Origin of the sequence: Blastochloris tepida (assembly GCF_003966715.1) — a bacterium.
GTDB classification, from domain to species: Bacteria; Pseudomonadota; Alphaproteobacteria; order Rhizobiales; family Xanthobacteraceae; genus Blastochloris; species Blastochloris tepida.
In genome coordinates, this window is the sequence record NZ_AP018907.1 from 1,493,843 (window position 1) to 1,519,147 (window position 25,305).

The 25,305-nt window shown below is 68.1% G+C and carries 20 protein-coding genes; 13 read left to right on the top strand and 7 right to left on the bottom strand.

Annotated elements, in window-relative coordinates:
- Nucleotides 1-145: 145 nt before the first annotated feature.
- The 3 genes from BLTE_RS06955 to BLTE_RS06965 all read left to right on the top strand — a co-directional run bounded on the left by BLTE_RS06955 (nt 146) and on the right by BLTE_RS06965 (nt 4,633).
- Nucleotides 146-1,459 carry an N-acetylmuramoyl-L-alanine amidase gene (locus BLTE_RS06955; protein WP_126402091.1) on the top strand — a complete coding sequence of 438 codons (1,314 nt, stop codon included), beginning with the start codon at nt 146-148 and terminating at the stop codon, nt 1,457-1,459.
- A gap of 211 nt (nt 1,460-1,670) precedes the next feature.
- Nucleotides 1,671-4,154, top strand: coding sequence for a penicillin-binding protein 1A (locus BLTE_RS06960; RefSeq protein ID WP_126398806.1), 2,484 nt, complete (start codon nt 1,671-1,673; stop codon nt 4,152-4,154).
- A complete protein-coding gene (locus BLTE_RS06965) occupies nt 4,151-4,633 on the top strand; it encodes a MaoC family dehydratase (RefSeq protein WP_126398808.1) in 483 nt (160 codons plus the stop codon). The genes BLTE_RS06960 and BLTE_RS06965 overlap by 4 nt, the downstream gene beginning before the upstream one ends.
- 165 nt (nt 4,634-4,798) lie before the next feature.
- On the opposite strand, the gene BLTE_RS06970 is transcribed toward BLTE_RS06965, so the two are convergent.
- Nucleotides 4,799-5,767, bottom strand: coding sequence for an IS110 family RNA-guided transposase (locus BLTE_RS06970; protein WP_126396710.1), 969 nt, complete (start codon nt 5,765-5,767; stop codon nt 4,799-4,801).
- Nucleotides 5,768-6,127: 360 nt separating this feature from the next.
- On the opposite strand from BLTE_RS06970, the gene BLTE_RS06975 reads away from it, so the two are divergent.
- Genes BLTE_RS06975 through BLTE_RS06985 form a run of 3 tightly spaced genes read left to right on the top strand, consistent with a single transcriptional unit; the run spans nt 6,128 to nt 10,984 of the window.
- Nucleotides 6,128-7,111, top strand: coding sequence for an HlyD family secretion protein (locus BLTE_RS06975; protein WP_244600145.1), 984 nt, complete (start codon nt 6,128-6,130; stop codon nt 7,109-7,111).
- Nucleotides 7,101-9,857: a ribosome-associated ATPase/putative transporter RbbA gene (rbbA, locus tag BLTE_RS06980; protein ID WP_126398813.1), complete on the top strand. Its 2,757-nt coding sequence runs from the start codon at nt 7,101-7,103 to the stop codon at nt 9,855-9,857. Before BLTE_RS06975 ends, rbbA begins: the two co-directional genes overlap by 11 nt.
- Nucleotides 9,857-10,984: an ABC transporter permease gene (locus BLTE_RS06985; RefSeq protein WP_126398815.1), complete on the top strand. Its 1,128-nt coding sequence runs from the start codon at nt 9,857-9,859 to the stop codon at nt 10,982-10,984. Before rbbA ends, BLTE_RS06985 begins: the two co-directional genes overlap by 1 nt.
- Nucleotides 10,985-11,060: 76 nt before the next feature.
- Here BLTE_RS06985 and BLTE_RS06990 read toward each other — a convergent pair whose 3' ends face one another.
- The 4 genes from BLTE_RS06990 to BLTE_RS07005 all read right to left on the bottom strand — a co-directional run bounded on the left by BLTE_RS06990 (nt 11,061) and on the right by BLTE_RS07005 (nt 15,095).
- Nucleotides 11,061-11,672: a cytochrome b gene (locus BLTE_RS06990; RefSeq protein WP_126398817.1), complete on the bottom strand. Its 612-nt coding sequence runs from the start codon at nt 11,670-11,672 to the stop codon at nt 11,061-11,063.
- 379 nt (nt 11,673-12,051) lie between these two features.
- Nucleotides 12,052-13,455 (bottom strand): NAD(P)(+) transhydrogenase (Re/Si-specific) subunit beta, encoded by a 1,404-nt coding sequence (locus BLTE_RS06995; RefSeq protein ID WP_126398819.1) that lies wholly within the window; start codon nt 13,453-13,455, stop codon nt 12,052-12,054.
- 10 nt (nt 13,456-13,465) lie between these two features.
- On the bottom strand, nt 13,466-13,900 hold the full coding sequence (locus BLTE_RS07000; protein ID WP_126398821.1) for a proton-translocating transhydrogenase family protein: 435 nt from the start codon (nt 13,898-13,900) through the stop codon (nt 13,466-13,468).
- 49 nt (nt 13,901-13,949) lie between these two features.
- Nucleotides 13,950-15,095 (bottom strand): Re/Si-specific NAD(P)(+) transhydrogenase subunit alpha, encoded by a 1,146-nt coding sequence (locus tag BLTE_RS07005; protein WP_126398822.1) that lies wholly within the window; start codon nt 15,093-15,095, stop codon nt 13,950-13,952.
- A 370-nt stretch (nt 15,096-15,465) separates the two neighbouring features.
- On the opposite strand from BLTE_RS07005, the gene BLTE_RS07010 reads away from it, so the two are divergent.
- The 7 genes from BLTE_RS07010 to BLTE_RS07040 all read left to right on the top strand — a co-directional run bounded on the left by BLTE_RS07010 (nt 15,466) and on the right by BLTE_RS07040 (nt 23,007).
- Nucleotides 15,466-17,187, top strand: a complete 1,722-nt coding sequence (locus BLTE_RS07010; RefSeq protein ID WP_126398824.1) for an ArnT family glycosyltransferase — start codon at nt 15,466-15,468, stop codon at nt 17,185-17,187.
- Nucleotides 17,188-17,770: 583 nt separating this feature from the next.
- Entirely contained in the window at nt 17,771-18,655 is an 885-nt protein-coding gene (locus BLTE_RS07015) for a metal ABC transporter substrate-binding protein (protein ID WP_126402092.1), read from the top strand.
- Nucleotides 18,656-18,666: 11 nt separating this feature from the next.
- Nucleotides 18,667-19,674: a manganese/iron ABC transporter ATP-binding protein gene (locus BLTE_RS07020; RefSeq protein WP_126402093.1), complete on the top strand. Its 1,008-nt coding sequence runs from the start codon at nt 18,667-18,669 to the stop codon at nt 19,672-19,674.
- Entirely contained in the window at nt 19,671-20,531 is an 861-nt protein-coding gene (locus tag BLTE_RS07025) for a metal ABC transporter permease (RefSeq protein ID WP_126398826.1), read from the top strand. The genes BLTE_RS07020 and BLTE_RS07025 overlap by 4 nt, the downstream gene beginning before the upstream one ends.
- Nucleotides 20,528-21,376, top strand: coding sequence for a metal ABC transporter permease (locus BLTE_RS07030; RefSeq protein WP_425290286.1), 849 nt, complete (start codon nt 20,528-20,530; stop codon nt 21,374-21,376). Before BLTE_RS07025 ends, BLTE_RS07030 begins: the two co-directional genes overlap by 4 nt.
- 197 nt (nt 21,377-21,573) lie before the next feature.
- Nucleotides 21,574-22,305 (top strand): glycosyltransferase family 2 protein, encoded by a 732-nt coding sequence (locus BLTE_RS07035; RefSeq protein ID WP_126398828.1) that lies wholly within the window; start codon nt 21,574-21,576, stop codon nt 22,303-22,305.
- Between the two features lie 3 nt (nt 22,306-22,308).
- Nucleotides 22,309-23,007 carry a TVP38/TMEM64 family protein gene (locus BLTE_RS07040; RefSeq protein WP_197723276.1) on the top strand — a complete coding sequence of 233 codons (699 nt, stop codon included), beginning with the start codon at nt 22,309-22,311 and terminating at the stop codon, nt 23,005-23,007.
- Nucleotides 23,008-23,017: 10 nt separating this feature from the next.
- Here BLTE_RS07040 and BLTE_RS07045 read toward each other — a convergent pair whose 3' ends face one another.
- Together BLTE_RS07045 and metC are read right to left on the bottom strand one after the other, a co-directional pair.
- Nucleotides 23,018-24,013 (bottom strand): DUF4424 domain-containing protein, encoded by a 996-nt coding sequence (locus BLTE_RS07045; protein ID WP_126398830.1) that lies wholly within the window; start codon nt 24,011-24,013, stop codon nt 23,018-23,020.
- Nucleotides 24,014-24,029: 16 nt separating this feature from the next.
- Nucleotides 24,030-25,205, bottom strand: coding sequence for a cystathionine beta-lyase (gene metC, locus BLTE_RS07050; protein WP_126398832.1), 1,176 nt, complete (start codon nt 25,203-25,205; stop codon nt 24,030-24,032).
- Between the last annotated feature and the right edge of the window lie 100 nt (nt 25,206-25,305).

The following is a 25,305-nucleotide window of genomic DNA, read 5'->3' on the forward strand; positions in this document are numbered from 1 at the left end:
GAACCACGAACCATGAGCCGTCTTTTAAATAGCGGCAGCCACGGCCCATTGGCAAGGTTCGCCGCGAATTCTTCGTCCGGCAAGACTGGGTTAACCGTGCGGCGCTATTGGGCTACAGGAGGCTGGGATCTTGCGTCGGGTCGTCATGCTTCCGCTTCGCCACTTCGCCGCGCGTGTTCTGCTCGCCTGTGCCGTGCTGTCGGCAGGGGCGGCTTCGGCCGTGGCGCAGCACGCGGCGGTTGCGGCCACCGCGCCCGCCGGCTCAGCGAAGGACAGGGGCGTCGCCGCCGTCGATGTCCGCCTCGCGGGGGATCTCGTCCGCACGCGGCTGGTGCTCGATCTGACCGCTTCGGTGGAGATGCGGGTGTTCACGCTCGCCGATCCCTACCGCGTGGTGGTGGATGTCGCCGGCCTCGACTTCAAGCTCCCCGCAGACGCCGGCCAGCATGGACGCGGCCTGATCACCGCCTTCCGCTACGGCCAGGTCGGCCCCGGCAAGGCCCGACTGGTGCTGGAAGTGCGCGAGCCGGTGAGCATCGACAAGTCGTTCGTGCTCGAAGCGATCGACGACCAGCCGGCGCGGCTGGTGATCGATCTGGTGCCGACCGACCGTGCGAGCTTCCTGCGCTCGGCCGAGGCGCCGTCGCCGCAGGTCGATCCGGCGCCCGCGATTCGCGGCGCCATGGCCGAGCCCGGAACGGCGGCCGAGGCCAAGCCTTCGGACGCCGGATCCGCGGCGCGTTCGCGTCTTCCGGTTGTGGTGATCGACCCCGGCCATGGCGGTATCGACACGGGGGCCAACGCCCCGGGCGGGGGTGTCTCCGAGAAGACCGTGGTGCTCGAGGTCGCCCTGATGCTGCGGGAGAGGCTGGAGAAGGGCGGCCGGGTGAAGGTGGTGATGACACGCACCGAGGACACGTTCGTGCCGCTCGGCGAGCGGGTGCGAATCGCTCGGCGCAACGAGGCCGCGCTGTTCCTGTCGATCCATGCCGACTCGATCCGCGCCCGCGACGGCATCGCCTCGGGCGCGTCGGTCTACACCCTCTCCGAGAAGGCTTCCGACGCCGAGGCCGAGCGGCTGGCCGAGTCGGAGAACAAGGCGGACCTGATCGCCGGGGTGAATCTGCAGGAGGAGCCGAACGACGTCGCCGACATCCTGATCGATCTCGTCCAGCGCGAGACCAAGTCGTTTTCGGCCCATTTCGCCCACACGCTGGTGGGGGAGATAAGCCCGGCCGCCCGCATGCACCGCACGCCGCTGAAATCGGCCGGTTTCAAGGTGCTCAAGGCGCCCGACGTGCCCTCTGTGCTGCTTGAGCTCGGCTTCATGTCCAACCGGCAGGAGCTGCGGCAGATCACCTCGCCGGTCTGGCGCAAGAAGGTCACCGAGGCGATCGCCGACGCCATCGAGCGCTTCGTGGCGATGCGCACGGCCGGCGGCGGCCGGATTCCGAACTGACGCCGATCGCTTGTTCGAAGATCGCGAGCAGGATCGCGAGATTGTGAGCCGGTTTGGCGGGGCCTCTGTTTTGCCATGAAGGCGGGCGAGGCATGCTCAACGCACGCGAAGCGCGGGGGCGGCATCTGCCGTGAGCGTTGGCCGTCTGCCACGGCGCCATCCCGGCACGAACCGCAAGGGCTTTGGCCCGCCACGAACCGCAAGGTACGAAATGCGATTTCTGATCAGGTTCTTCGGCTTTCTGTTCGCGATCGGAACCGTGATCTTCCTCGGCGGGGTGGGGGCGGTTTCCTATTTCGCGTGGAAGTATTCGCAGGATCTGCCGGACTATTCCACGCTCCAGGACTATGAACCTCCGGTCATGACGCGCGTCCATGCCACGGACGGCTCGCTGGTGGCGGAATATGCCCGCGAGCGGCGGCTCTATCTGCCGATCCAGGCGGTGCCGAAGCTGGTGATCGGCGCGTTCCTGGCGGCCGAGGACAAGAACTTCTACCAGCACGGCGGTCTCGACTTCGCCGGCATCACCCGTGCCGCGGTGGTCTATTTCCAGAACATCGGCACCAACCGCCGGCCGCAGGGCGCCTCCACCATCACCCAGCAGGTGGCGAAGAACTTCCTGCTCACCAACGAGGTGTCGATCGACCGCAAGATCAAGGAAGCGCTGCTGGCGCTGCGGATCGAGCGGACCTATTCGAAGGACAAGATTCTCGAACTCTATCTCAACGAAATCTTCCTCGGCATGGGCGCCTACGGGGTCGCCGCCGCCTCGCTGATCTATTTCGACAAGTCGGTGCACGAGCTCACCGTTGCGGAGGCCGCCTATCTTGCGGCGCTGCCCAAGGGGCCGAACCTGTTCCACCCGTTCCGCCAGCGCGAGCGCGCCATCGAGCGCCGCAACTGGGTGATCGACCGCATGGTCGAGGAGAAGTTCATCACCGCCGAGGATGGCGAGGCCGCCAAGAAGCAGCCGCTGACGGTGACCACCCGGCCGACCGGCGCCCACATCTTCGCCGCCGAATATTTCGCCGAGGAGGTGCGGCGCGAGCTGATCGACCGCTATGGCGAGAAGAAGCTCTATGAGGGCGGCCTGTCGGTGCGCACCACGCTCGACCCCAAGCTGCAGCAGATGGCCAAGAAGACGCTGATGGACCATCTGGTGCGCTTCGACGAGCAGCGCGGCTGGCGGGGGCCGGTCAACCGCATCGACCTCTCGTCCGGCGACTGGGGCGTCAAGCTCGGCGAGATGCGCGCCTATGGCGACATCCCCTGGCGGCTCGCCGTGGTGCTGGAGGCGGGGGATCAGACCGCGCGCATCGGCCTGCAGCCGCCGCGCGAGCGCTCCGGCCAGCTCGCCACCACCCGCGACATCGGCCTGTTGCCGCTCGACGGCGTCAAATGGGCGCGCTGGGCCCAGGGGCCGGACAAGGGCAAGCCGGTCACCAAGGTGTCGCAGGTGGTGCGCCCCGGCGACGTGATCTATGTCGAGGAGGCCTCGGCCGCCGATGCGCCGGGCCGGGGCTCGCAAAGCTACAAGCTGCACCAGTTGCCGGAAGTGGAGGGCGGCCTCGTCGCGCTCGATCCGTGGACCGGGCGCGTGCTGGCGCTGGTCGGCGGCTTCTCGTTCGACGAGAGCCAGTTCAACCGCGCCACCCAGGCGCAGCGCCAGCCGGGCTCGTCGTTCAAGCCGTTCGTCTATGCCGCGGCGCTCGACAATGGCTACACGCCGTCCACCGTGGTGATGGACGCGCCGATCGAGGTCGATCAGGGCCCGGGCCAGGACAAGTGGCGGCCGGAGAACTATTCCGGCAAGTTCTACGGGCCGCAGACGCTGCGGTTCGGCATCGAGCAGTCGCGCAACGTCATGACGGTGCGGCTGGCGCAGGATGTCGGCATGCCGCTGATCGCCGAATACGCCAAGCGGTTCGGCGTCTATGACGACATGCTGCCGGTGCTGTCGATGGCGCTCGGCGCCGGCGAGACCACGCTGCTGCGCATGGCCGGCGCCTACGGCATGTTCGCCAATGGCGGCAAGCGCATCAAGCCGACGCTGATCGACCGCGTGCAGGACCGCTACGGCCACACCGTCTACCGCCATGACGAGCGGAGCTGCCAGGGCTGCGACGCCGACAAATGGGCGGCGCAGCCCGAGCCGACGCTGATCGACAAGCGCGAGCAGGTGCTCGACCCGATGACCGCCTACCAGATCACCTCGATGCTGGAGGGCGTGGTGCAGCGCGGCACCGGCACGGCGCTGAAGGAGGTCGGCAAGCCGATCGCCGGCAAGACCGGCACCACCAACGACGCCAAGGACGTGTGGTTCGTCGGCTTCTCGCCCGACCTGGTGGTGGCGACCTATTTCGGGTTCGACCGGCCGCGCTCGCTCGGTCACAAGGCGACCGGCGGCGGCATCGCCGCGCCGGTGGTGCGCGACTTCATGAAGCTCGCGCTCGCCGACAAGCCGGCGGTGCCGTTCCGCGTGCCGCCCGGCATCAAGCTGATCCGCATCAATGCCAAGACCGGCCTTCGCGCCCAGCCGGGCGAGGGCGGCACCATCCTCGAGGCGTTCAAGCCGGGCACCGCGCCGCCCGATTCCTATTCGATCATCGGCGTGGTCGATGCCCAGGGCCGGCCGCTCACCGTCTCGCCGGAGGCGGACCGCGCCGTGGGCTCAGGAACCGGTGGGCTCTATTGACCTCGACCGCCGACAGTCTGCAGCCCTCCTGGCCCGAAGCGGCGTCACCGAAGCCGCTTTGGCCGCATCCGGGCGACCGATTCGAGAAGACCTTCACGTTCTCGGCCGCCGAGATTTCCGACTTCGCCACCCGCTGCGGCGACACCAACCCGCTGCACCACGATGCCGACTACGCTGCCAATTCGCGCTTCCGCGGGCTGATCGCCTGCGGCCCGCACACCTCGGCGGTGTTCATCGCGCTGATCGCCAACTGGTTCGCCCGGGACTGGGAGATCATCGGCCAGGAATTCCAGGTGCGGTTCGATCAGGCGGTGCGGGTGGACACCCCGGTGCGGATGGCCTGGACAGTCGCCGAGATCGACACCAACAGCGCCGGCACCCGCGCCAAGCTCGTCGTCACCGGCGCGGCGGTCGATCCGGCCGGGCGGCCGGTGCTCACCGGGCGCGCGTCCGTGGTGCTGTGGGCGAAGGCGGGGTGAGGCGCCGCACCGTCTCCCGGCCAAGCGGCGAAGCCGCGCGCGCCGGGATCGTGCGCCGATAGGAGTCTCTTCTGCTGACGGCCCCGGCTCGGCGCTGCGCGCCGTCCGGGGCGACGACATCTTGGGTGTCATCCCGGGCAAGGGCCGAAGGCCCGCGAGCAACTGTCATGCGGTTTTGGGGTCTCGCCAGGGTTTGTTGTCTCGAATCATGGCGTTGAGGATGGTCAGGAGCTTTCTGGCGATGGCGATGAGGGCGACCTTAGCGGGTTTTCCGCGGGCTTTGAGGTCGGCGTAGAGCTGTTTGGCCCACGGGTTCCAGTGGATGGCGGCGAAGGCGGCGAGATAGCAGGCGCGCTTGAGCGCGCGGCGTCCGGCCTCGATATGGGCCGGCCGCCGCGCTTTGCCGCTGTCGTTGCGATAGGGTGCGCAGCCGCCGATGGCACCGGCTTGGCGGGGGGTGAACCGGCCGAGTTCGGGAGCTTCTGCGAGCAGGACGCGGGCCGTCTTGTTGGCGATCCCCGGCACCGAGGTGATGATCTTGGCCTTGGCGTCCATCGCCGGATCGGCGGCGATCAACGCCTCGATGGCCTGTTCGGCCGCGGCGACGGTCTCGCGCAGGGCGGCGATTTCGGCATCGAGCCGGGCGGTGATGGCCGCCAGGGTGGGGTGGGCCTTGCGGTTCTCGAGGCGGCGGATGTCGGCCTCGGCGCGGGTGATTTCGCGCACCCAGGCGGTCAGGTCGCTCTGCGCTTGCGAGGGCTCCGGGAACGGCCGGCAGGGGTGATGCAGCATGAAGGCGCGGATGATGCGGGCGTCGAGCGGATCGCTCTTGGCGCGCTGGCCGCAGGCCTTGGCGAACTGGCGGCAGCGCCAGCTGTCGACCTGCAGCACGGTGAGGCCGGCCTCGCGCAGCACCGCGACCGCCAGGCGTTCATAGCCGCCGGTCGGCTCCAGGCCGGCGGTGGTGAGCCCGGCCTTCACCAGGCGCCTGGCCAAGCGCTGGAGAGCCGCGGGGGTGTTATCGACGCGCTCGACCTTGGTGTCGTCGAAGGCGATGTCGAGCCAGTCCTTGGAGACATCGATGCCCACAAGGTGGGTGGCAAGCGGCGTCGGGTGTGGCAGCATGGCAAGCATCCCAGGCTTGGAAGCGGGGTCAAAAGCCCCGTGCAACTGTTCGGGTTGGCTTGGGACGGACGGCCGCTTCTGCTCGCGACGGCCTCGAAGGCTCACCCGGGATACGGCGTGCCGCCCGCACCGGCTCGGGGTGGCCACCCCGAGCCGGTGCACCCATCAAAGCACAGTTCGCCGTTCCAACCCGGGATCGTTGCGGGAGTCTGCGCCTTTCCTGCTGACGGTCCCGGGTCTCGCCCTCGCTCGCCCGGGACGACACCGGATGGATTCCGCCGTTGCAGAGCAGCCCCGCATTGCCCGCCTTGCCGGATCCGGAGTGCCGGCACTACCGTTCGGTGGATTGGATCGGAGGTGTCGATGCGCATGACCACCGTTGTCGCCGCGCTGGCGATCGTCGTGGCCGGGGCGGCGGGCGGCTATGTGCTGTGGTCGCGCGATGCGGCGAGCCGCGTGCCGCCGGGCTTCGCCCGGGCCAATGGCCGCATCGAGGTCGAGCGGGTCGATGTCGCCACCAAGATCGCCGGCCGCATCGCCGAAATCCGGGTGCGCGAGGGCGATGACGTCGCCAAGGGCGAACTGGTGGCGCGCCTCGATTCGACCGAGCTGCGTGCCCAGCTTGCCGCCGCCAAGGCGGCGGTGCTGCGGGCCGAGCAGGCGATCATCAAGGCCGAGGCCGAGGTCGACAGCCAGGAGGCCAATCTGGAACTGGCCGAGGTCGAGCTGAAGCGCGGCACCGAGCTGGTGCAGCGCTCGGTGACCTCGGTGTCGGACGTCGACAAGCGCCGCGCCCAGCGCGACGTCGCCAAGGCGACGGTGGCCGCCGCCAGGGCCGCGGTGGGCGACGCCAAGGCGGCGCGCGAGGTGGCGATTGCCCAGGTCGACCAGATCCAGGCGACGCTGGACGAGACCGATCTCACGGCGCCGGTCGCCGGCCGCGTCGAATACAAGCTCACCCAGCCGGGCGCGGTGCTGGCGGCGGGCGGCCGCGTGGTGACGCTGCTCGACCTCACCGACGTCTACATGACGGTATTTTTGCCCACCGCCCAGGTGGGCAAGGTGGCGCTGGGCTCGGAGGCGCGCATCATCCTCGACGCCGCCCCGCAATATGTGGTGCCGGCGACGGTGTCGTTCATCGCCTCCGAGGCGCAGTTCACGCCGAAGGCGGTGGAGACGGTCACCGAGCGCGAGAAGCTGATGTACCGCATCAAGGTGTCGATCGAGCCCAAGCTGCTCACCACCTACCGCAACTATGTGAAGGTGGGGCTGACCGGCAACGCCTATCTTCGGATCGATCCCGCCGCCGCCTGGCCCGCCGACCTCCAGCCGAAGCTGCCGGATGTCCCGTGATCCGATCGTCCGCATCGAAGCCTTGAGCCACCGCTTCGGCGGCAAGGCGGCGTTGATCGATGTGACGCTGGACTTGCCGGCGGGCTCGACCACCGCGGTGGTGGGGCCGGACGGCGTCGGCAAGTCGACGCTGCTGTCGCTGATCTCCGGCACCCGCAAGATCCAGGCCGGCACGGTCACCGTGCTCGGCGGCGACATGCGCGAGGCCCGCCATCGCGACGCCGTGGCTCCGCGCATCGCCTACATGCTGCAGGGGCTGGGCAAGAACCTCTATCCGACGCTGTCGGTGGTCGAGAACATAGATTTCTTCGGCCGGCTGCACGGCCAGGGCGCGGCCGAGCGCGAGGTGCGCATCGCGCGCCTGCTGGAGGCCACCGGCCTCGCGTCGTTCCCCGACCGGGCGGCGGGCAAGCTCTCTGGCGGCATGAAGCAGAAGCTGTCGCTGTGCTGCGCGCTGGTGCACGACCCCGATCTGCTCATCCTCGACGAGCCGACCACCGGCGTCGATCCGCTGTCGCGCCGCCAGTTCTGGGCGCTGATCGACCAGTTGCGCAGTGAGCGGCCGTCGATGACGGTGGTGGTCGCCACCGCCTATATGGAGGAGGCGGCGCGGTTCGAGCGGCTGATCGCCATCGACGAGGGGCGCCTCCTCGCCTCCGAGCCGACGGCCGACGTGCTGGCGCGCACCGGCGCCTCAAGCCTGGAGGCGGCGTACGTGTCGCTGCAGCGGCCGGAACGGCGCGGGCAAAGCGGCGGGCTGGTGATTCCGCCGCGCACGCGCCACGACGGCGCGCCGGCCATTCTCGCCGAGCACCTGACCCGCCGCTTCGGCGATTTTGTCGCGGTCGACGACGTGTCGTTCCGCATCGAGCGCGGCGAGATCTTCGGCTTTCTCGGCTCCAACGGCTGCGGCAAGACCACCACCATGAAGATGCTGACCGGCCTGCTCGCGGTCAGTGAGGGCAGGGCGGAGCTGCTCGGCAAGCCGGTCGATGCCGGCGACATCGCTACCCGCATGCGGGTCGGCTACATGTCGCAGTCGTTCTCGCTCTATGAGGAACTGTCGGTCCGGGCGAACCTCGATCTGCACGCCAAGCTCTACCGGGTGCCGAAAGCGGAGGCCGCGGCGCGGGTGGACGATGCGCTCACCCGCTTCGACCTCGCCGGTTTTGCCAACGACCTGCCGGCCAGCCTGCCGCTCGGCATCCGCCAGCGCCTGCAGCTTGCGGCGGCCTGCCTGCACCGGCCCGAGGTGCTCATTCTCGACGAGCCGACCTCGGGCGTCGATCCGGCGGCGCGCGACCTGTTCTGGCGGCTGATGATCGAACTGGCGCGCCGCGACGGCGTGACCATCTTCGTCTCGACCCACTTCATGAACGAGGCCGAGCGCTGCGACCGCATCTCGCTGATGCACGCAGGCCACGTGCTGGCGGTCGGCCCGCCGGCCGAGCTTGCCGCGGCCAAGGGTGCGCCGACATTGGAGGAGGCGTTCATCGCCTATCTCACCGAGGCCACCGGCGAAGGCATCGAGCACGTCCAGGGGAGCGGAGATGCACCGGCCGACTCGCCCCCGGCCGATCCACTCGCCGACCCGCCGCCGCGCGCTAGCGACTCGCTCGCCGTCTCAATGGGGCGCATCTGGGCGTTCGCGCGGCGCGAGGCGGTCGAGCTGCTGCGCGACCGGGTGCGGCTGGCGTTCGGCCTGATCGGGCCGCTGATCCTGATGCTGACCTTCGGCTACGGCATCTCGTTCGACGTGGAGAAGCTGCCGTTCGCGGTGCTCGACCGCGACCAGAGCCTGGAGAGCCGCACCTTCCTCGAAGCCTTTTCCGGCTCGCGCTATTTCCGCGAAAAGCCGCCGCTGCAGGTGCAGGAGGAGATCGACCAGCGCATGCGCGCGGGCGAGCTCAGACTCGCCATCACCATTCCGCCGGGCTTCGGCCGCGACCTGCTCAACAACCGCCGGCCGGAGGTGGGGTTCTGGCTCGACGGCGCCAATGCGTTTCGCGCCGAGACCACCCGCGGCTACATCAATGGCGTGGTGCTGGCCTATGCCGAGGATCTGGCGCGGCGCACCGCAGGCGCGGTGCCGGACCTCACCCCGATCGAGCTTCGCCCGCGCTTCCGCTACAATCAGGACTTCCGCAGCGTGTTCGCCATCGCGCCCGGCATCATCATGATGCTGATGGCGATGATCCCGGCGATGATGACCGCGCTCGGCGTGGTGCGCGAGCGCGAGATCGGCTCGATCGCCAATCTCTATGCCTCGCCGGCCACGGTCGGCGAATTCCTCATCGGCAAGCAGCTTCCCTACCTCGCGCTCGGCTTCGTCAGCTTCCTGCTGCTGATCGTTCTCGTCGTGGTGCATTTCGGCGTGCCGGTGAAGGGCTCGCTCGTGGCGCTGCTCGGCGGCGGGCTGCTCTACATCGCCGCGACCACCGCCTTCGGCCTGTTCGTGTCGAGCTTCGTGAAGAGCCAGATCGCGGCGATGCTGGTGACGGCGGTGATGTGCAACACCATCGCCATCAATTTCTCGGGCCTGCTCTACCCGACCTCGACGCTGACCGGCTCGGCCAGGTTGTTCAGCATCGGTTTCCCGGCCGCCTGGTTCCAGCAGATCAGCCTGGGCACCTTCACCAAGGGCCTGCCGGCCTCGGCCTTCGTGCCCGACCTCGTGGTGCTCGGCCTGTTCGCCATCGGCTTCCTGATGGCGGCACGGCTGTTCCTGAAGAAGCAGGAGACCTGATGCGCGCGCTCGCCAATGTTTGGACGCTGGGCCTGAAGGAGCTTGCCAGCCTGCGCCACGACCGCGTGATGCTGGTGCTGCTGTTCTACATGTTCACAGGCGCGATCTACTCCATCGCCCACGGCGTCTCGACCGAGGTGGTCAACGCCTCGATCGGAATCGTCGATTCCGACCATTCGCAGCTCTCCGGCCGCATCGCCAGCGCGCTGCAGGCGCCGCTGTTCCAGTCGCCGGTGATGCTCGACCGCGATCAGGTCGATGCGGCCATGGAGGCGGGGCGCATCACCTTCGTCATCGATATTCCGCCGTCGTTCGAGGCCGACGTGCTGCGCGGCCTGAAGCCGGCGGTGCAGATCCTGATCGACGCCACCGCCATGACCCAGGCCGGGGTCGGCTCGCTCGACATCCAGCAGATCGTGCTGAACGAGGTCACCACGTGGCTGCAGAGCCGCGGCATCGAGGCGTTGCTGCCGATCGAGGTGACGACGCGCGCCTTCTTCAACCCCAATCTCGATTCGATCCGCTTCACCTCGGTGATGGCGATCATCAACTTCATCACCATCCTGTCGATCGTGCTGGTGGCGGCGGCGGTGATCCGCGAGCGCGAGCACGGCACCATCGAGCATCTGCTGGTGATGCCGGTGACGCCGGCCGAGATCGTCGCCGCGAAGATCTGGGCCAATGGCGCGGTGATCCTGGCCGGCGCCTTCCTGTCGCTGATCGTCATGATCGAGGGGGTGCTGGGCGTGCCGATCCACGGCTCGATCCCGCTGTTCCTTGCGGGCAGCGCGATCTATCTCTTCGCCACCACCTCGCTCGGCGGGCTGCTCGCCACCGTGGCGCCGACCATGCCGCAGTTCGGCCTGCTGGCGATCCCGGTGTTCATCGTCATGAACCTGCTGTCGGGCGCCAACACGCCGCTGGAGAGCATGCCCGAGACGCTGCAGACCGCGGTGCAGGTGTCGCCGACCACCCATTACGTCGCCTTCGCCCAGGCGATCCTCTATCGCGGCGCCGGGCTCGACGTGGTGTGGCCGCAGATCGTGGTGATGGCGGTGCTCGGCGTCATCGCGCTTGCGGCGGCGCTCGCCCGCTTCCGCAACATGCTGGCGACCCAGGCGGGGTGACGAAAGCCGGAAACGAAAAGGGACGGTGGCGAGGTCGCCACCGTCCCGGATCGTCAAGCCGTCGTGAGACGAGATATCACGCCTGCCCGCGCAGCCACGGCACCATGCGGCCGAGCGTGGCGTCGCGGCGCACATAGTGGTGCCACAGCGCGGCGGCAGCGTGCAGCAGCACGACCAGCAGGATCAGGTTCATGGTGAAGCCGTGCACCGCGCTGAACTGCTTGGCCAGTTCGGGAACCGGCGTCAGCAGCGGCGGAATGCCGAGCAGGTCGACGCCGCGGCCGGCATACATCGACATCAGGAAGCCGCTCACCGGCATCACGATCAGCAGCGCGTAGAGCGCGACGTGCGCCGCCTTGGCGGCGAGGTCGATCATCGGCGAGGTCTCGACCGGCGCGGGCGCGCCGCGGGTGGCCCGCCAGAACAGGCGCGCAACGACCAGCGCAAACACGATCACGCCGCCGGCCTTGTGCATGCCCATGAGCTGGATCCGCTGGGCGATCAGCGCCTTCACGCCTTCCGGGTCGTTGCCAAGACTCTGAAGCTGCTTGACCTGCTCGCCCATGCCCTCGGCAATCTGGCCGGACGCGAACAGGCCGACGATCATCAAGAAGATCAGCCAGTGCAGCATGACGGCGACGCCGTCATAGCCGGAGGCGCTGGTTCCTGCTGAGGTGGTGTTGGTCATGGGTTCCCTCGGAAATGCCTATCTCCACGGCGATCTATGCCACGATTGCCGGGCGATGTCATGGTTTGGAAAATGAACAAATAGAAAGGTTTGAATATGTGGCGTGCCGCCGCACTCGGAAAAATACATAGGGCGTGAAACCAGGGCAGCGCCGCTGCGGATGTCCGGCTGATCTCGTGATGATCCCCGGAAGCAGACGCGCCGAACAATCCTTGTCCGCTGGCGGGATGTTCTGCGGAGGGACCGCGAAATCTCCGGATTCGTCATCCGGTTTCCGACCGGTCCGTTCGGGATCAACGGTCAGCTTTCGCTGCCGTTGGTCCTAAACAAAAACGGCCGGGCGCGAGGCCCGGCCGTTCCCGTCCGAATGTGGCTGGCGTCAGTGGCCGAGGCCCTTGACGATCGACTCGGTGACCTTCTTGGCGTCGCCGAACAGCATCATCGTATTGTCGCGGAAGAACAGCTCGTTCTCGACGCCGGCATAGCCGGACGCCATCGAGCGCTTCACGAACAGCACGGTCTGGGCCTTCTCGACGTCGAGGATCGGCATGCCATAGATCGGCGAGGTCTTGTCGGTCTTGGCCGCCGGGTTGGTGACGTCGTTGGCGCCGATGACGTAGGCGACGTCGGCGGTGGCGAAGTCGTTGTTGATGTCCTCGAGCTCGAACACCTCGTCATAGGGCACGTTGGCTTCGGCCAGCAGCACGTTCATGTGGCCGGGCATGCGGCCCGCCACCGGGTGGATGGCGTACTTCACCTCGACGCCCTCCTTCTTGAGGAGGTCGGCCATCTCGCGCACCGCGTGCTGGGCCTGGGCAACCGCCATGCCGTAGCCCGGCACGATGATGACCTTGGACGCGTTCTTCATGATGAAGGCCGCGTCGTCGGCCGAGCCCTGCTTCACCGGGCGCTGCTCCTTGGCACCACCGGCGGGGCCGGCGGTCTCGCCGCCGAAGCCGCCGAGGATGACCGAGATGAACGAGCGGTTCATGCCCTTGCACATGATGTAGGACAGGATCGCGCCCGAGGAGCCGACCAGCGCGCCGGTGATGATCAGCGCGGTGTTGCCCAGCGTGAAGCCGATGCCGGCCGCCGCCCACCCCGAATAGGAGTTGAGCATCGACACCACCACCGGCATGTCGGCGCCGCCGATCGGGATGATGATGGTGACGCCGAGCACGAACGACACCAGCACGATCAGCCAGAACACCGTGGTGCTCTCGCTGGCCATGAAGATCAGCATCAGCAGCAGCAGCGCGACGCCGAGGCCGATATTGATCGCATGCCGGTTCGGCAGCAGGATCGGCGCGCCGCTCATGCGGCCGTCTAGCTTCAGGAACGCGATCACCGAGCCGGTGAACGTGACGGCGCCGATGGCGACACCGAGCGCCATCTCGACGAGGCTCGCCCCGTGGATGTGCCCGGGGGCACCGATGCCGAAGGCGGTCGGCGAGTAGAGCGCGCCGGCAGCCACCAGCACGGCGGCGAGACCGACGAGCGAGTGGAAGGCCGCGACGAGCTGCGGCATCGCGGTCATCGCCACGCGCTTGGCGATCATCGCACCGATGGTGCCGCCGATGGCGATGCCGACGACGGTGAGGAGGAAGCCCGAGAAGCCGGACGGCGGGCTCATGATCAGCGTGGTCAGCACGGCGATGGCCATGCCGATCATGCCGTAGAGATTGCCCTGCCGCGAGGTGGCGGGGCTGGACAGCCCGCGCAGCGACAGGATGAACAGAACGGCCGCAACCAGATAGAGCAGGGCGGCGAAACTGGCGCTCATATCCGTCCCCTCACTTCTGCTTCTTCTGGTACATGGCCAGCATGCGCTGGGTGACCAGGAAGCCGCCGAAAATGTTGATCGAGGCGAAGACCAGCGCCACGAAGCCGAACGTGCGCGACCAGCCCGAAACCTGATCGCTGGTGAGGTCGACGCCGACGGCGAGCAGGGCGCCGACCACGATCACCGACGAGATGGCGTTGGTGACCGACATCAGCGGGGTGTGGAGCGCCGGGGTCACCGACCACACCACGTAATAGCCGACGAAGATCGCCAGGACGAAGATCGAGAGGCGGAACACGAACGGGTCGATGAAGCCGCCGGAGGCGACGCCGATGGCAGCGCCGGCCGCGTCGGCATAGGCCTGCGCGGTCTCGGCGGCCTGACGGGCCGCTTCGGCCGCCTGGCGCAACTGCTCAGCGGCCTGGTCTGCATTCACTGTGGCCATGAGATGATTTTCCGCTTGCAAAACTGAAGGGGGTTACCCGGCCGTGCGTTCACTCGGCCGCATGCTTGGGCGAAAACGAGGGGTGGATGACGGCGCCATCCTTGGTCAGGCAGGTCGCCTTCACCAGCTCGTCATCCCAGTTGACGGCGAGCGACTTGGTGTTCTTGTCGACCAGCGTCTCGACGAAGGCGAAGAGGTTCTTCGCATAAAGGCTGGACGCTGTGGCGGCGAGACGGCCGGGCACGTTGAGGTAGCCGACGATCTTCACGCCCTCATGGACCACGACCGCGCCGGGCTCCGCCAGCGCGCAATTGCCGCCGCGCTCGACCGCGAGGTCGACCACCACCGAGCCCTGCTTCATGCTCTCGACCATCTCCTTCGACACCAGCTTGGGCGCCGGGCGGCCGGGGATGAGGGCGGTGGTGATGACGATGTCCTGCTTGGCGATGTGCGAGGCCACCAGCTCGGCCTGCTTGGCCTGGTACTCCTTCGACATCTCCTTGGCGTAGCCGCCGGCGGTCTCGGCCTGCTTGAACTCATCGTCCTCGACGGCGATGAACTTGGCGCCGAGGCTTTCCACCTGCTCCTTGGCGGCCGGGCGGACGTCGGTGGCGGTGACCACGGCGCCCAGGCGCCGGGCGGTGGCGATGGCCTGCAGGCCGGCGACGCCGGCGCCCATCACGAACACCTTGGCGGCGGGCACGGTGCCGGCGGCGGTCATCATCATCGGCAGCGCGCGGCCGTATTCGGCGGCGCCGTCGATCACCGCGCGGTAGCCGGCGAGGTTCGCCTGGCTGGAGAGCACGTCCATCACCTGTGCGCGGGTGATGCGCGGCATCAGCTCCATCGCGAAGGAGACGAGACGGGCCTCGGCCATCGCCTTCAGCGCCGCCTCGTTGCCGTAGGGGTCCATGATGGCGATGACGAGCGCGCCGGACTTGTAGTCGGCGAATTCGTCGGGGGTCGGCCGCCGCACCTTCAGAACGATGTCGGCATTGGCGACGGCGTCCTTCGCGGTGAGGGCCAGCTTGGCGCCGGCCGCCTCATATTCGTTGTCGCGGATGCCGGAGGCGAGACCGGCCCCCGCTTGAACCACGATGTCGGCCCCGAGGCCGACCAGCCGCTTGACCGTTTCGGGCGTCGCCGCGACCCGCGGCTCGGCCTCATCGGTCTCGACGGGAATGGCAATCTTCATCGTTTCGCCTCTCCAGAGAAACTGCCTTCGACCGCGGCGGGTCTGTCCGCCAGCGCTCCTTATAGGAACGGATGGGTGGTTTTCGCTAGCTCCCGGCCCGGTTCTTTCGGCCTACGGGATTTCCCGAGGGGCGATGCGGAACGGGCTGTGATGGCTTGCGAACGGCCGGTAGGTGCCGGCGCCAAGGTCGGCTATATAGGCCCCGTCCCTGGCGGTATAGACCCTTTGTGCATCTCGCGCGGACGCATCAACCGCCAATGCCGGAGGGGGCTCCTTGTCGTCGTGACGGGGCGGTTGGGACGGCACATTCGGGACGAGACATTCGGCAGGCCGGCGAGCGGGCCGGCATGAGGGCAGGAGAGTTGGCGCCGTGACGATCGAGACCGCCGAGGACGATCTTCCGCCGCAGCCGAGCCTCGGCGCGCGGCTGTCGCGGCTGCTGGATGCGGCGAGCGCATCGCACCGGCGCGCCTGCGCGCTGCTGGCGGCGCTGGCGGTGCTGTGCTTCCTGCCCGGCTTCTTCACCATCCCGCCGGTCGACCGCGACGAGGCCCGCTTTGCCCAGGCCACCAAGCAGATGCTGGAGAGCGGCGACTATGTCGATATCCGCTTCCAGGGCGAGGCGCGCCACAAGAAGCCGGTGGGCATCTATTGGCTGCAGGCCGGCGTGGTGAGTGCCGCCGAGGCGCTGGGCGTGCCGGAGGCGCGAACCCGCATCTGGCTCTATCGCATCCCTTCGCTGCTCGGGGCGATCGGCGGGGTGCTGCTGACCTATTGGGCGGCGCTCGCCTTCGTCTCCCGCCGGGGCGCGGTGCTGGCGGCGGCGATGATGGCGAGCTCGATCCTGCTCGGGGTCGAGGCGCGGCTCGCCAAGACCGACGCCATGCTGTTCCTCACCATCATCGCCGCGCAGGGCGCGCTCGCGCACGCCTATTTCCGGCATGCCAGATGGAGCGAGCGCGAGGAGTGGCTGATCCCGGCGGTGTTCTGGACCGGCATCGGTCTCGGCGTGCTGCTGAAAGGGCCGATCATCCTGATGATCGCCGCCTTCACCATTCTCGGCACCGGCTTCGCCACCCGCTCGTGGCGCTGGCTCTGGGCGCTGAAGCCGGGGTGGGGCGTGCCGTGGGCGCTGGTGCTGATCCTGCCCTGGTTCATCGCCATCACGCTGAAGACCGGCGGCACCTTCTTCGACGAGGCGGTCGGGCGCGACATGCTGGGCAAGGTGGCCGCCGCCCAGGAGAAGCACTGGGGGCCGCCGGGCTATTACCTCATCGCCTTCTGGGTGACGTTCTGGCCGGCGGCGCCAATGGTGCTGTTCGCCGCCCCGGCAACTTGGCGCGACCGGCTCGATCCAAAGGTGCTGTTCCTCGCCGCCTGGGTGATACCGGCCTGGCTGGTGTTCGAGCTGGTGCCGACCAAGTTGCCGCACTATGTGCTGCCGCTCTATCCGGCGCTGGCCATCCTGGCGGCGCGGGCGCTGGAAAAGGGCGAGGTGGAGCCCGCCGCGCGCTGGTGGACGCGCGGGGCGGAATGGTGGTGGGCGGCGATCGCCGTGCTGGTGCCGGCGCTGGCGCTGATCGGCCTCTTGATGTTCCACAGGGGCGCCGGCTTCCTGGCGTGGCCGTTCATGCTGGCGGCCGGCTTCCTCGGCTTCAAGGCGGTGGAGGCGCTGCGGGTGGAGGGGCCGGAACGCGGCTTCCTGGTGGCGACGCTGGCCGCCTTCACCGTCTATGTGGCGGTGCTGCAGGTGCTGATACCGGCGACGCGCACCTATTTCCCGGCCGGCACGCTGGCGGGGCTGAAGGTTCCCGGCTGTACCGACGTCCAGATCGCGTCGGTGAGCTACCGCGAGCCCAGCCTCGTGTTTCTCGGCGGCACCGACGTGCTCTTGACCGACGCGCGGGGCGCGGCCGACTTCCTGCGGGAGGGCGACTGCCGGGTGGCAATCGTCGATCGCCGCCACGAGCACGCCTTCGCCGTCGGCGCCGAGCAGGCCGGCCTGCGCTATCAGCTTCTCACCGTCATCAAGGCCGCCAACTATAATGGCGGCCGGTGGCTCAATCTGTCGGTGTTCGCCAGCAGCCGCTGAACAGAAGCGGACCCTCGAAGGGCCGTCTGCCGCGTACGCGCATGCGGCGAGAGGGCGCGTGGGCCGGATTTCATCGTCCGGCCACCGAACTTCCCTATACGGCTTCCGGTCGATCCCGTCGGGAGGCCGGGACCGGTCTCGCCAAACTCCTCTGTTCGGAAGCGGGATTTTCGGCGAAGGGACCTTTGATACGGTTTCCGATCGGTCCCTTCGGGACACCGGAAGCGGTCTCGCCGGAAATCCCAGGTCCTCAAGAGAGTCTCGACAACGGGATTTCGGCGATCGGAATACGCCTCGAAGGCTTGATCGGCTGGAAAACGTATGAGTCTTCCAGGAAGGCGCAGACCGCTGCACGACCGGCCGTACGTCGTATCATCGCGGCAAGGGGAGGGCGAGGCGCATGCGGCTGCCATTGCAATGGGGTTGCGCAGCGGGGCGGCCGGATGCCGCAGCAAACGCAGGAATTGTAATTGCAAATGACTTGCAATAGCGGTCAATCCTCGTTATTATGCACATTAGAGGCATTAAAGTTTATCAGGGTGCTGTGATGGTCGGCTTTCTTCGCGGCGGCGCTGCCATTGCCATGCTGGTGGTTGGCATGGCGCTCCCGCTTGCTGCACCCGCCGCCGCGCAGGACGGGACGGCGGGCGGCAAGTTCAAGGCGGTGACCACCTTCACGGTGATCGCCGACATGGCGCGCAATGTTGCGGGGGAGGCGGCGACCGTCGAATCGATCACCAAGCCGGGGTCGGAGATCCACAATTACCAGCCGACGCCGGGCGACATCCTGAAGGCGCAGGATGCGCGGCTCATTTTGTGGAACGGGCTCAATCTCGAACGCTGGTTCGAGAAGTTCTTTCGCAATCTGAAGGGCGTTCCGAGTTCCGTGGTGTCGGAGGGCGTCGCGCCGGTGGGCATTGCCGAGGGCGCCTATCGCGGCAAGCCCAATCCCCACGCCTGGATGTCTCCCGCGGCCGCCCAGATCTATGTCGACAATATCCGCGATGCGTTCATTGCCCATGATCCGGCCAATGCCGAGGTCTACCGGCGCAATGCGGAAGCCTACAAGCAGAAGATCGAGGCGACCGTGGCGCCGATCCGCGCCCGGCTGGAGTCGATCCCGCCCGAAAAGCGCTGGCTGGTGACCAGCGAGGGCGCATTCTCCTATCTGGCGCGTGATTTCGGACTCAAGGAACTCTATCTGTGGCCGATCAATGCCGACCAGCAGGGCACGCCGCAGCAGGTGAAGAAGGTCATCAATGCGGTTCGTGACAACAGCATTCCGGTTATATTCAGCGAAAGCACGGTTTCGCCCGATCCGGCCCGGCAGGTGGCGCGCGAGACCGGCGCGCGATACGGCGGCGTGCTCTATGTCGACTCGCTGAGCGAGGCGGATGGGCCGGTGCCAACCTATCTCGATCTGTTGCGGGTCACCACCGAGACCATCGCCAACGGCCTGAGCGAGTGACTGCGATGCTGATGAAGTCGGACGCCATGACATCGGACAAGCGCCGCGACACCGCGCCGGAGGCGGGCATCGCGGTGGTGGGGGTAACGGTTACATACCGTAACGGCCATACCGCGCTGCGCGATGCCTCCTTCGAGATTCCGACCGGAACCATCGCCGCGCTGGTCGGCGTCAATGGCTCGGGCAAATCGACTTTGTTCAAGGCGATCATGGGCTTCGTGTCGCTGGCCAAGGGATCGATCTCGATCCTCGGCCGGCCGGTCCGCGAGGCGCTGAAATCCAACCTCGTGGCCTATGTGCCGCAGAGCGAGGAGGTCGACTGGAGCTTCCCGGTCCTGGTCGAGGACGTGGTGATGATGGGGCGCTACGGCCATATGGGCCTGCTGCGCATCCCCAAGGCGCAGGACCGCGCGGCGGTGGACGCGGCGCTGGCGCGGGTCGGCATGGCGGCGTTCCGCAAGCGCCAGATCGGCGAGCTTTCCGGCGGCCAGCGCAAGCGCGTCTTCCTCGCCCGGGCGCTGGCGCAGGACAGCCGGGTAATCCTGCTGGACGAGCCGTTCACCGGCGTCGACCTCACCACCGAGGAGACCATCATCCAACTGCTGCGCGGCCTGCGCGACGAGGGCCGGGTGATGCTGGTCTCCACCCACGACCTTGGCAGCATTCCCGAATTCTGCGACCGCACCGTGCTGATCCGCAACACCGTGCTGGCCTATGGCCCGACGCCCGAGGTGTTCACCGAGGCCAATCTGGAGCGGACGTTCGGTGGCGCGCTGCGCCATCTCGTCTTCGATCGCGCGGAGGGGGCCGCCAGCCGGCCGACCGGCATCATCACCGACGACGAGAAGCCGTTCGTGCTTTATGGCGACGGCTGTCCCGAGACGGGCACGCCGAAGGCCGGCGCACCAGAGGCAGCCGAAATCGGGGCAGGGGACGCCAAGGGCGCGCCCGCCCGATCCCCGGCGGACGAGACGACGCCCGTGCGCGAGACACCGGTGCGGGAACGGAGCGGCGCATGATGGCCGCGCTGCTCGAGCCCTTCGGTTACGGTTACATGGTCAATGCCATGTGGGTGAGCGCAATGGTCGGCGCGGTCTGCGCCTTCCTGTCGGCCTATCTGATGCTCAAGGGCTGGTCACTGATCGGCGACGCGCTGTCCCACTCCATCGTTCCGGGCGTTGCCGGCGCCTACATGCTCGGTCTGCCGTTCTCGCTCGGGGCGTTCCTGTCGGGCGCGCTCGCCGCCGCTGCCATGCTGTTTCTGAGCCAGCGTACCAAGCTGAAGGAAGACACCGTCATCGGCCTGATCTTCACCTCCTTCTTCGGGCTCGGCCTGTTCATGGTGTCGTTGGCGCCGACATCGGTGAACATCCAGACGATCATCCTTGGCAATATTCTCGCCATCACGCCCGAGGACACGCTGCAGCTGGCGATCATCGGTGCGGTGTCGCTCATTGTGCTGCTGGTGAAGTGGAAGGATCTGATGGTGGTGTTCTTCGACGAGAACCACGCCCGCACCATCGGCCTCAATCCACCCCTGCTCAAGGGCCTGTTCTTCACGCTGCTCAGCGCCTGCACGGTGGCGGCGCTGATGACGGTCGGCGCTTTCCTGGTCATCGCCATGGTGGTGACGCCGGGCGCCACCGCCTATCTGCTCACCGACCGGTTTCCGCGCCTCATCGCCATCAGCGTCGCGGTCGGGGCAACCACCAGCTTCGTCGGCGCCTATCTCAGCTTCTTCCTCGACGGCGCCACCGGCGGGGTCATCGTCGTGCTGCAGACCCTGGTGTTCCTGGCGGCCTTCGTGTTCGCGCCCAAGCACGGCCTGATCGCCAGCCGGCGGCGGGTGGCGCGGAGCCTGGAGGGCGCCGCATGATGGAGCTTGCCGCAAGCCTCGCCTCGCCGTTCCAGTTCGAGTTCATGCGCAGCGCGCTGCTGATTTCGGTGCTGGTGGCGGTTCCGGCGGCGCTGCTGTCGTCGTTCCTGGTGCTCAAGGGCTGGTCGCTGATGGGGGATGCGATCTCCCACGCCGTTTTGCCGGGCGTGGTGCTGTCCTATATCGCCGGCCTGCCGCTGGCGCTGGGCGCGTTCGCCGCGGGCATGACCTGCGCGGTCGCCACCGGATTCCTCAAGGAAAACAGCCGCATCAAGCAGGATACGGTGATGGGCGTGGTGTTCTCGGGCATGTTCGGCCTGGGCCTCGTGCTCTACACCTGGATCGAGACCGACGTGCATCTCGACCACATCCTGTTCGGCGACATGCTGGGCGTCGGGTGGGCGGATATCGTCGAGAGTGGCGTCATCGCCGCCGTGGTCACCGGCCTCGTGATGCTGAAATGGCGGGATCTGCTGCTGCACGCGTTCGATCCGGTCCAGGCCAAGGCTGTGGGCCTGCCGGTGCGGCTGCTGCACTATGGCTTCCTGGCGATCCTGTCGCTCGCCATCGTCGGCGCGCTGAAGGCGGTCGGCATCATCCTGGCGATCGCCATGCTGATCGCGCCGGGCGCCATCGCCTTCCTGCTGACTGCCCGGTTCGGGCTGCTGCTGGTGCTGGCGGTTGCGGTCGCCGTGTCGTGCGCGTTCCTCGGGGTCTATCTCAGCTTCTTCATCGACAGCGCGCCGGCGCCGACCATCGTGCTGCTGATGACCGTGGTCTTCATCGCCGCATTCCTGGGCTCGGCGCGCATCGCCCGGCGGCGGTCCGAGGCAAGCGTCGCGTGAGCGGCCCCGGGCCGGGCAGGGCGACCTGACGCTGGGGGGCTTGACGCTGGGGGGACTTGCCGGCCGGGCGCGGCCCTGCCACAAGGGCGCGAAATCGCCGGTGCCGTTAGGCGCCCCCGGCGCGCGTGCGCCGGCCCGTCCTCCGCGCAGGGGTCCGCCGTCCGCGCCGGATCCGCGCCAGCCGAAGTGATGCGCCCGTGGCCGAACAAGCTCCGCTGGTGTCCGTGGTGGTGCCGGCGCGCAATGAGGCGGGCAATCTTGCCCCGCTGATCGATGAGATCGCCGCCGCCATGGCCGGCCGCGGCCCGTTCGAGGCCATCGTGATCGACGACGGCTCTTCGGACGCCACACCGCTTGTGCTGGCCGATCTGAAGCGCACCTATCCCTGGCTGCGGCCGCTGCGCCACGCCGTCTCCTGCGGCCAGTCGGCGGCGATCCGCACCGGCGTGCGGGCGGCGGCAGCCCCGGTGGTGGCGACGCTCGACGGCGACGGCCAGAACGACCCGGCCTTCCTGCCCGGGCTGGTCGATGCCCTGGCGGCCGCCGGGCCGAATGTCGGCCTGGTCGCCGGCCAGCGGCTGGGGCGCAAGGATACCGGCTTCAAGAAGCTGCAGTCGCGAATCGCCAACGCCGTGCGCGGCCGGGTGCTGCGGGACGGCACGCGCGACACCGGCTGCGGGCTCAAGGCGTTCCGGCGCGAGGTGTTTCTGGCCCTGCCGTATTTCGATGCGCTGCACCGCTTCATGCCGGCCTTGGTGCGGCGCGAGGGGTTCGAGGTGGCGCTGCTCGACGTGGTCGACCGGCCGCGGCGGGCCGGCACCTCGAATTACGGCCTGTGGGACCGGCTGTGGGTCGGCATCCTCGATCTCTATGGCGTGTGGTGGCTGATCCGCCGCCGCCGCCGGGTGCCCGAGGTCGCGGAGCTCTAGGCCGTGACCGCGCCCGTCGACATCCGCGCCCGCACCGACCTCAAGCTGATGACGCGCGGGCTGGTGCTGATCGTCTCCCTCGTCGTGCTCGGCTATGCGATGAAGGAGACCGGCCTGTCGGATGCCGTCAGCACCAGCTGGATCGACGCCCAGGTGAAGGGCCAGGGCATTTCGGGCGAGGCGATCTTCGTCGCGGTCGGCGCGCTGTTCACCGCCGTCGGGCTGCCGCGCCAGCTCATCTGCTTTTTAGCCGGCTACGCATTCGACGTCACGCTCGGCACGGCGCTGGCGCTGCTCGCCTCGGTGGGCGGCTGCGTGCTGGCCTTCGGCTATGCCCGGCTGCTCGGCCGGGCGATCGTCCAGCACCGGTTTCCCCGCCGCATCGCCGCCATCGACCGCGTGCTGCACGGCAACACGTTTTCGATGACGCTGCTGCTGCGGCTGCTGCCGGTCGGCAGCAACCTCGTCACCAATCTCGCCGCCGGGGTGTCGAGCGTGCGGATGACGCCGTTCGTCGCCGGCTCGGCGCTGGGCTATGTGCCGCAGACGGTGGTGTTCGCGCTCGCCGGCTCCGGCGTGCAGCTCGATGCGGAGCTGCGCATCGCCGTCTCGGCCGGGCTGTTCATCGTCTCAGGCGCGATCGGCGTGATTCTCTATCGCCGCTACCGCCGCGCGAAGCGGCTGGACGAGGTCGCGGGGTAGGGACCGTTTCTCACTCGCCGGTCTTCACCAGCAGGATTTCGAGATCGTTCTCGGGGACGAAGTCGGTCTTCTTCATCTCGAACTGGGTGGGCGAGATCTTCTTCACCCCGTCGCCGCAGAAGCTGACCAGCGCGTCCGGCCGGCCCTTGTCGACCACCAGCCGGAACGAGCCGATATTGCCGGCCCAGTGGCCGCCGGTGGTCAGCACATAGGCAAGGCGGTGTTCGCTGGCGAGGCTGTCGCGCTTTTTGGCGGCGGCGTCCATCTTCTGCACCGCGTCGAGGAACGCCTTGTCCATGCAGTATTTTTTGACATACTCGGCGTATTCTGCAGGCGAGTTCTTGGGGTCGAAGCGCAAACCGACGCTGCCGCCGACCACCGGCCTATAGGTGTGCGACACCGTCACCTCGCGCCCGGCCGGGAAGGTCTGCTCCCACCAGAAGGTGGTGCGCAGGGTCCAGGCCGGCACCAGCCTGGTGGTCTTGGTCTCGTAATCCTCTTCCGGATAAGCGAGGCCGAGCTTCTCGAACTCGCGCTTCCTGTCGTCGGGCAGCCGGTCGAGCGCGTCCTTGGCCTTGGTCGGGAAGATCGGGATACCCAGCGAGGCGAGAAGCTCGGTGCGGTCGAGAGTGTTGGCGGTGGCGCGCTGTTCCACCTTCGGGGTCACCGGCTTGCCGTCCACCGTGACGGTGAATCCGATGAAGTTATCCGCATCCTCGACCGGCAGCGGATAGTAATAGAACTCCTCGCCGCCCGGAATTTCGGGAATGGGGAAGGCGACGATGGTGTCGATGTCCTTGTCGGTCCGGTTCTTGAAGCGGTAGGCGACGCGCACCTCGTCCGGCGAGATGTAGAGATCTTCCGACAGCATCTCGATATTGGCGGTGATCGTCAGCGTCAGCCCGCCAATGCCGAGTTCGGCTGTCGAATCATTGGCGCCGGCCGCGCCCGGCAGGGCGGCGAGGCTCGTGGCCAGGAGCAGGGCTGTGGCGAGGCGCGGCATCATCGAAAGCCCTCCGGATTCAGGTGGCGGCCATCTTGGCGAATCCCTGCGCCAGATCGTCGATCAGGTCCGCCGGATCGTCCAGGCCGATATGGAAGCGCAGCGTTGGCCCCTCGGGCTGCCAGCGCGTGGCGGTGCGGTAGGGCGCGGCATCGAACGGGATGACCAGGCTCTCATAGCCGCCCCACGAATAGCCCATGCCGAACAGTTCGAGCGCATCGAGGAAGGCCGCCACCGCCGCCTTCGGCGCCGGCTTCAGCACCACGGTGAACAGGCCGCAGCCGCCCGTGTAGTCGCGCTTGAACAGCGCGTGGCCGGGGTCGGTGGGCCGCATCGGATTGAGGATGCGCGACACCTCCGGCCGGCCGGCCAGCCAGTCGCAGACCGTGAGCGCCGAGGCCTGATGGCGCTCAAGCCGCAGCGCCAGCGTCCGCAGGCCGCGCAGCGACAGGAAGATGTCCTCGGCCGCCGCGCACAGGCCGAGCGCGCCGTGGGTGTCCTTGAGCGCCTTCCAGGCCGGGGGGGCGGCCGACACGACACCGAGATTCACGTCGGCATGGCCGCCGAGATACTTGGTGCCGGCCTCGACCACGAGGTCGACGCCGCAGCCGTGGCCGTCGAAGCCGAGCGCGGTGGCCCAGGTGTTGTCGATCCCCACCAGCGCGCCGCCTTCGTGCGCCGCCGCCACGAAGGCGGGGATGTCGCACATCTCGAAGGTCTGCGAGCCCGGCGCCTCGGCATAGATCAGGCGGGTGTTCGGCCGCATCAGCCCGGCGATGCCGGCGCCGACAAGCGGATCGAAATACGTGACCGCGACGCCCAGCCGCGTCAGCACGCTGTCGCAGACATGGCGGGTGGGCTCATAGACATTGTCGGCCACCAGGATGTGATCGCCGGCGCGGGCCACCGACAGCAGGGCGACGGACACCGCCGACAGGCCCGACGGGGTGAGCACCACGCCGGCGCCGCCGGTGATCTCGGCCAGCGCGCTCTCCAGCGCCTCCGAGGTGGGGGTGCCGCGCCGGCCGTAGGAGTAGCGGCTGCGGCGGTTCAAGAGGTCGTCGGCGGTCGGATAGAGCACCGTCGAGCCGCGATAGATCGGCGTGTTGACGAAGCCGAACTGCTCGGCCGGCTCACGGCCGGCATGGACGAGGGCGGTGGCGAGGCGGCGGCGGGGAGAGGAGGGAAGCGACATATGGTCCGGCGTCCTTGGCAGAGATCGGGGACGAGTGGCCGCGAGCGACCCTCAGAAGCCTCTGGAACCTTGACCCCGGCCCCGCCGCAGTTTGAGATGC

Coding starts and splice junctions, on each gene's coding strand:
- BLTE_RS07000 (WP_126398821.1), bottom strand. CDS start 13,900: ATGGCCACAGTGAATGCAGACCAGGCCGCTGAGCAGTTGCGCCAGGCG.
- BLTE_RS07030 (WP_425290286.1), top strand. CDS start 20,528: ATGATGGAGCTTGCCGCAAGCCTCGCCTCGCCGTTCCAGTTCGAGTTC.
- BLTE_RS07015 (WP_126402092.1), top strand. CDS start 17,771: ATGCTGGTGGTTGGCATGGCGCTCCCGCTTGCTGCACCCGCCGCCGCG.
- BLTE_RS06995 (WP_126398819.1), bottom strand. CDS start 13,455: ATGAGCGCCAGTTTCGCCGCCCTGCTCTATCTGGTTGCGGCCGTTCTG.
- BLTE_RS06960 (WP_126398806.1), top strand. CDS start 1,671: ATGCGATTTCTGATCAGGTTCTTCGGCTTTCTGTTCGCGATCGGAACC.
- BLTE_RS06990 (WP_126398817.1), bottom strand. CDS start 11,672: ATGACCAACACCACCTCAGCAGGAACCAGCGCCTCCGGCTATGACGGC.
- BLTE_RS07005 (WP_126398822.1), bottom strand. CDS start 15,095: ATGAAGATTGCCATTCCCGTCGAGACCGATGAGGCCGAGCCGCGGGTC.
- BLTE_RS06970 (WP_126396710.1), bottom strand. CDS start 5,767: ATGCTTGCCATGCTGCCACACCCGACGCCGCTTGCCACCCACCTTGTG.
- BLTE_RS06955 (WP_126402091.1), top strand. CDS start 146: ATGCTTCCGCTTCGCCACTTCGCCGCGCGTGTTCTGCTCGCCTGTGCC.
- BLTE_RS06975 (WP_244600145.1), top strand. CDS start 6,128: ATGACCACCGTTGTCGCCGCGCTGGCGATCGTCGTGGCCGGGGCGGCG.
- BLTE_RS07025 (WP_126398826.1), top strand. CDS start 19,671: ATGATGGCCGCGCTGCTCGAGCCCTTCGGTTACGGTTACATGGTCAAT.
- BLTE_RS07020 (WP_126402093.1), top strand. CDS start 18,667: ATGAAGTCGGACGCCATGACATCGGACAAGCGCCGCGACACCGCGCCG.
- metC (WP_126398832.1), bottom strand. CDS start 25,205: ATGTCGCTTCCCTCCTCTCCCCGCCGCCGCCTCGCCACCGCCCTCGTC.
- BLTE_RS06985 (WP_126398815.1), top strand. CDS start 9,857: ATGCGCGCGCTCGCCAATGTTTGGACGCTGGGCCTGAAGGAGCTTGCC.
- rbbA (WP_126398813.1), top strand. CDS start 7,101: ATGTCCCGTGATCCGATCGTCCGCATCGAAGCCTTGAGCCACCGCTTC.
- BLTE_RS07045 (WP_126398830.1), bottom strand. CDS start 24,013: ATGATGCCGCGCCTCGCCACAGCCCTGCTCCTGGCCACGAGCCTCGCC.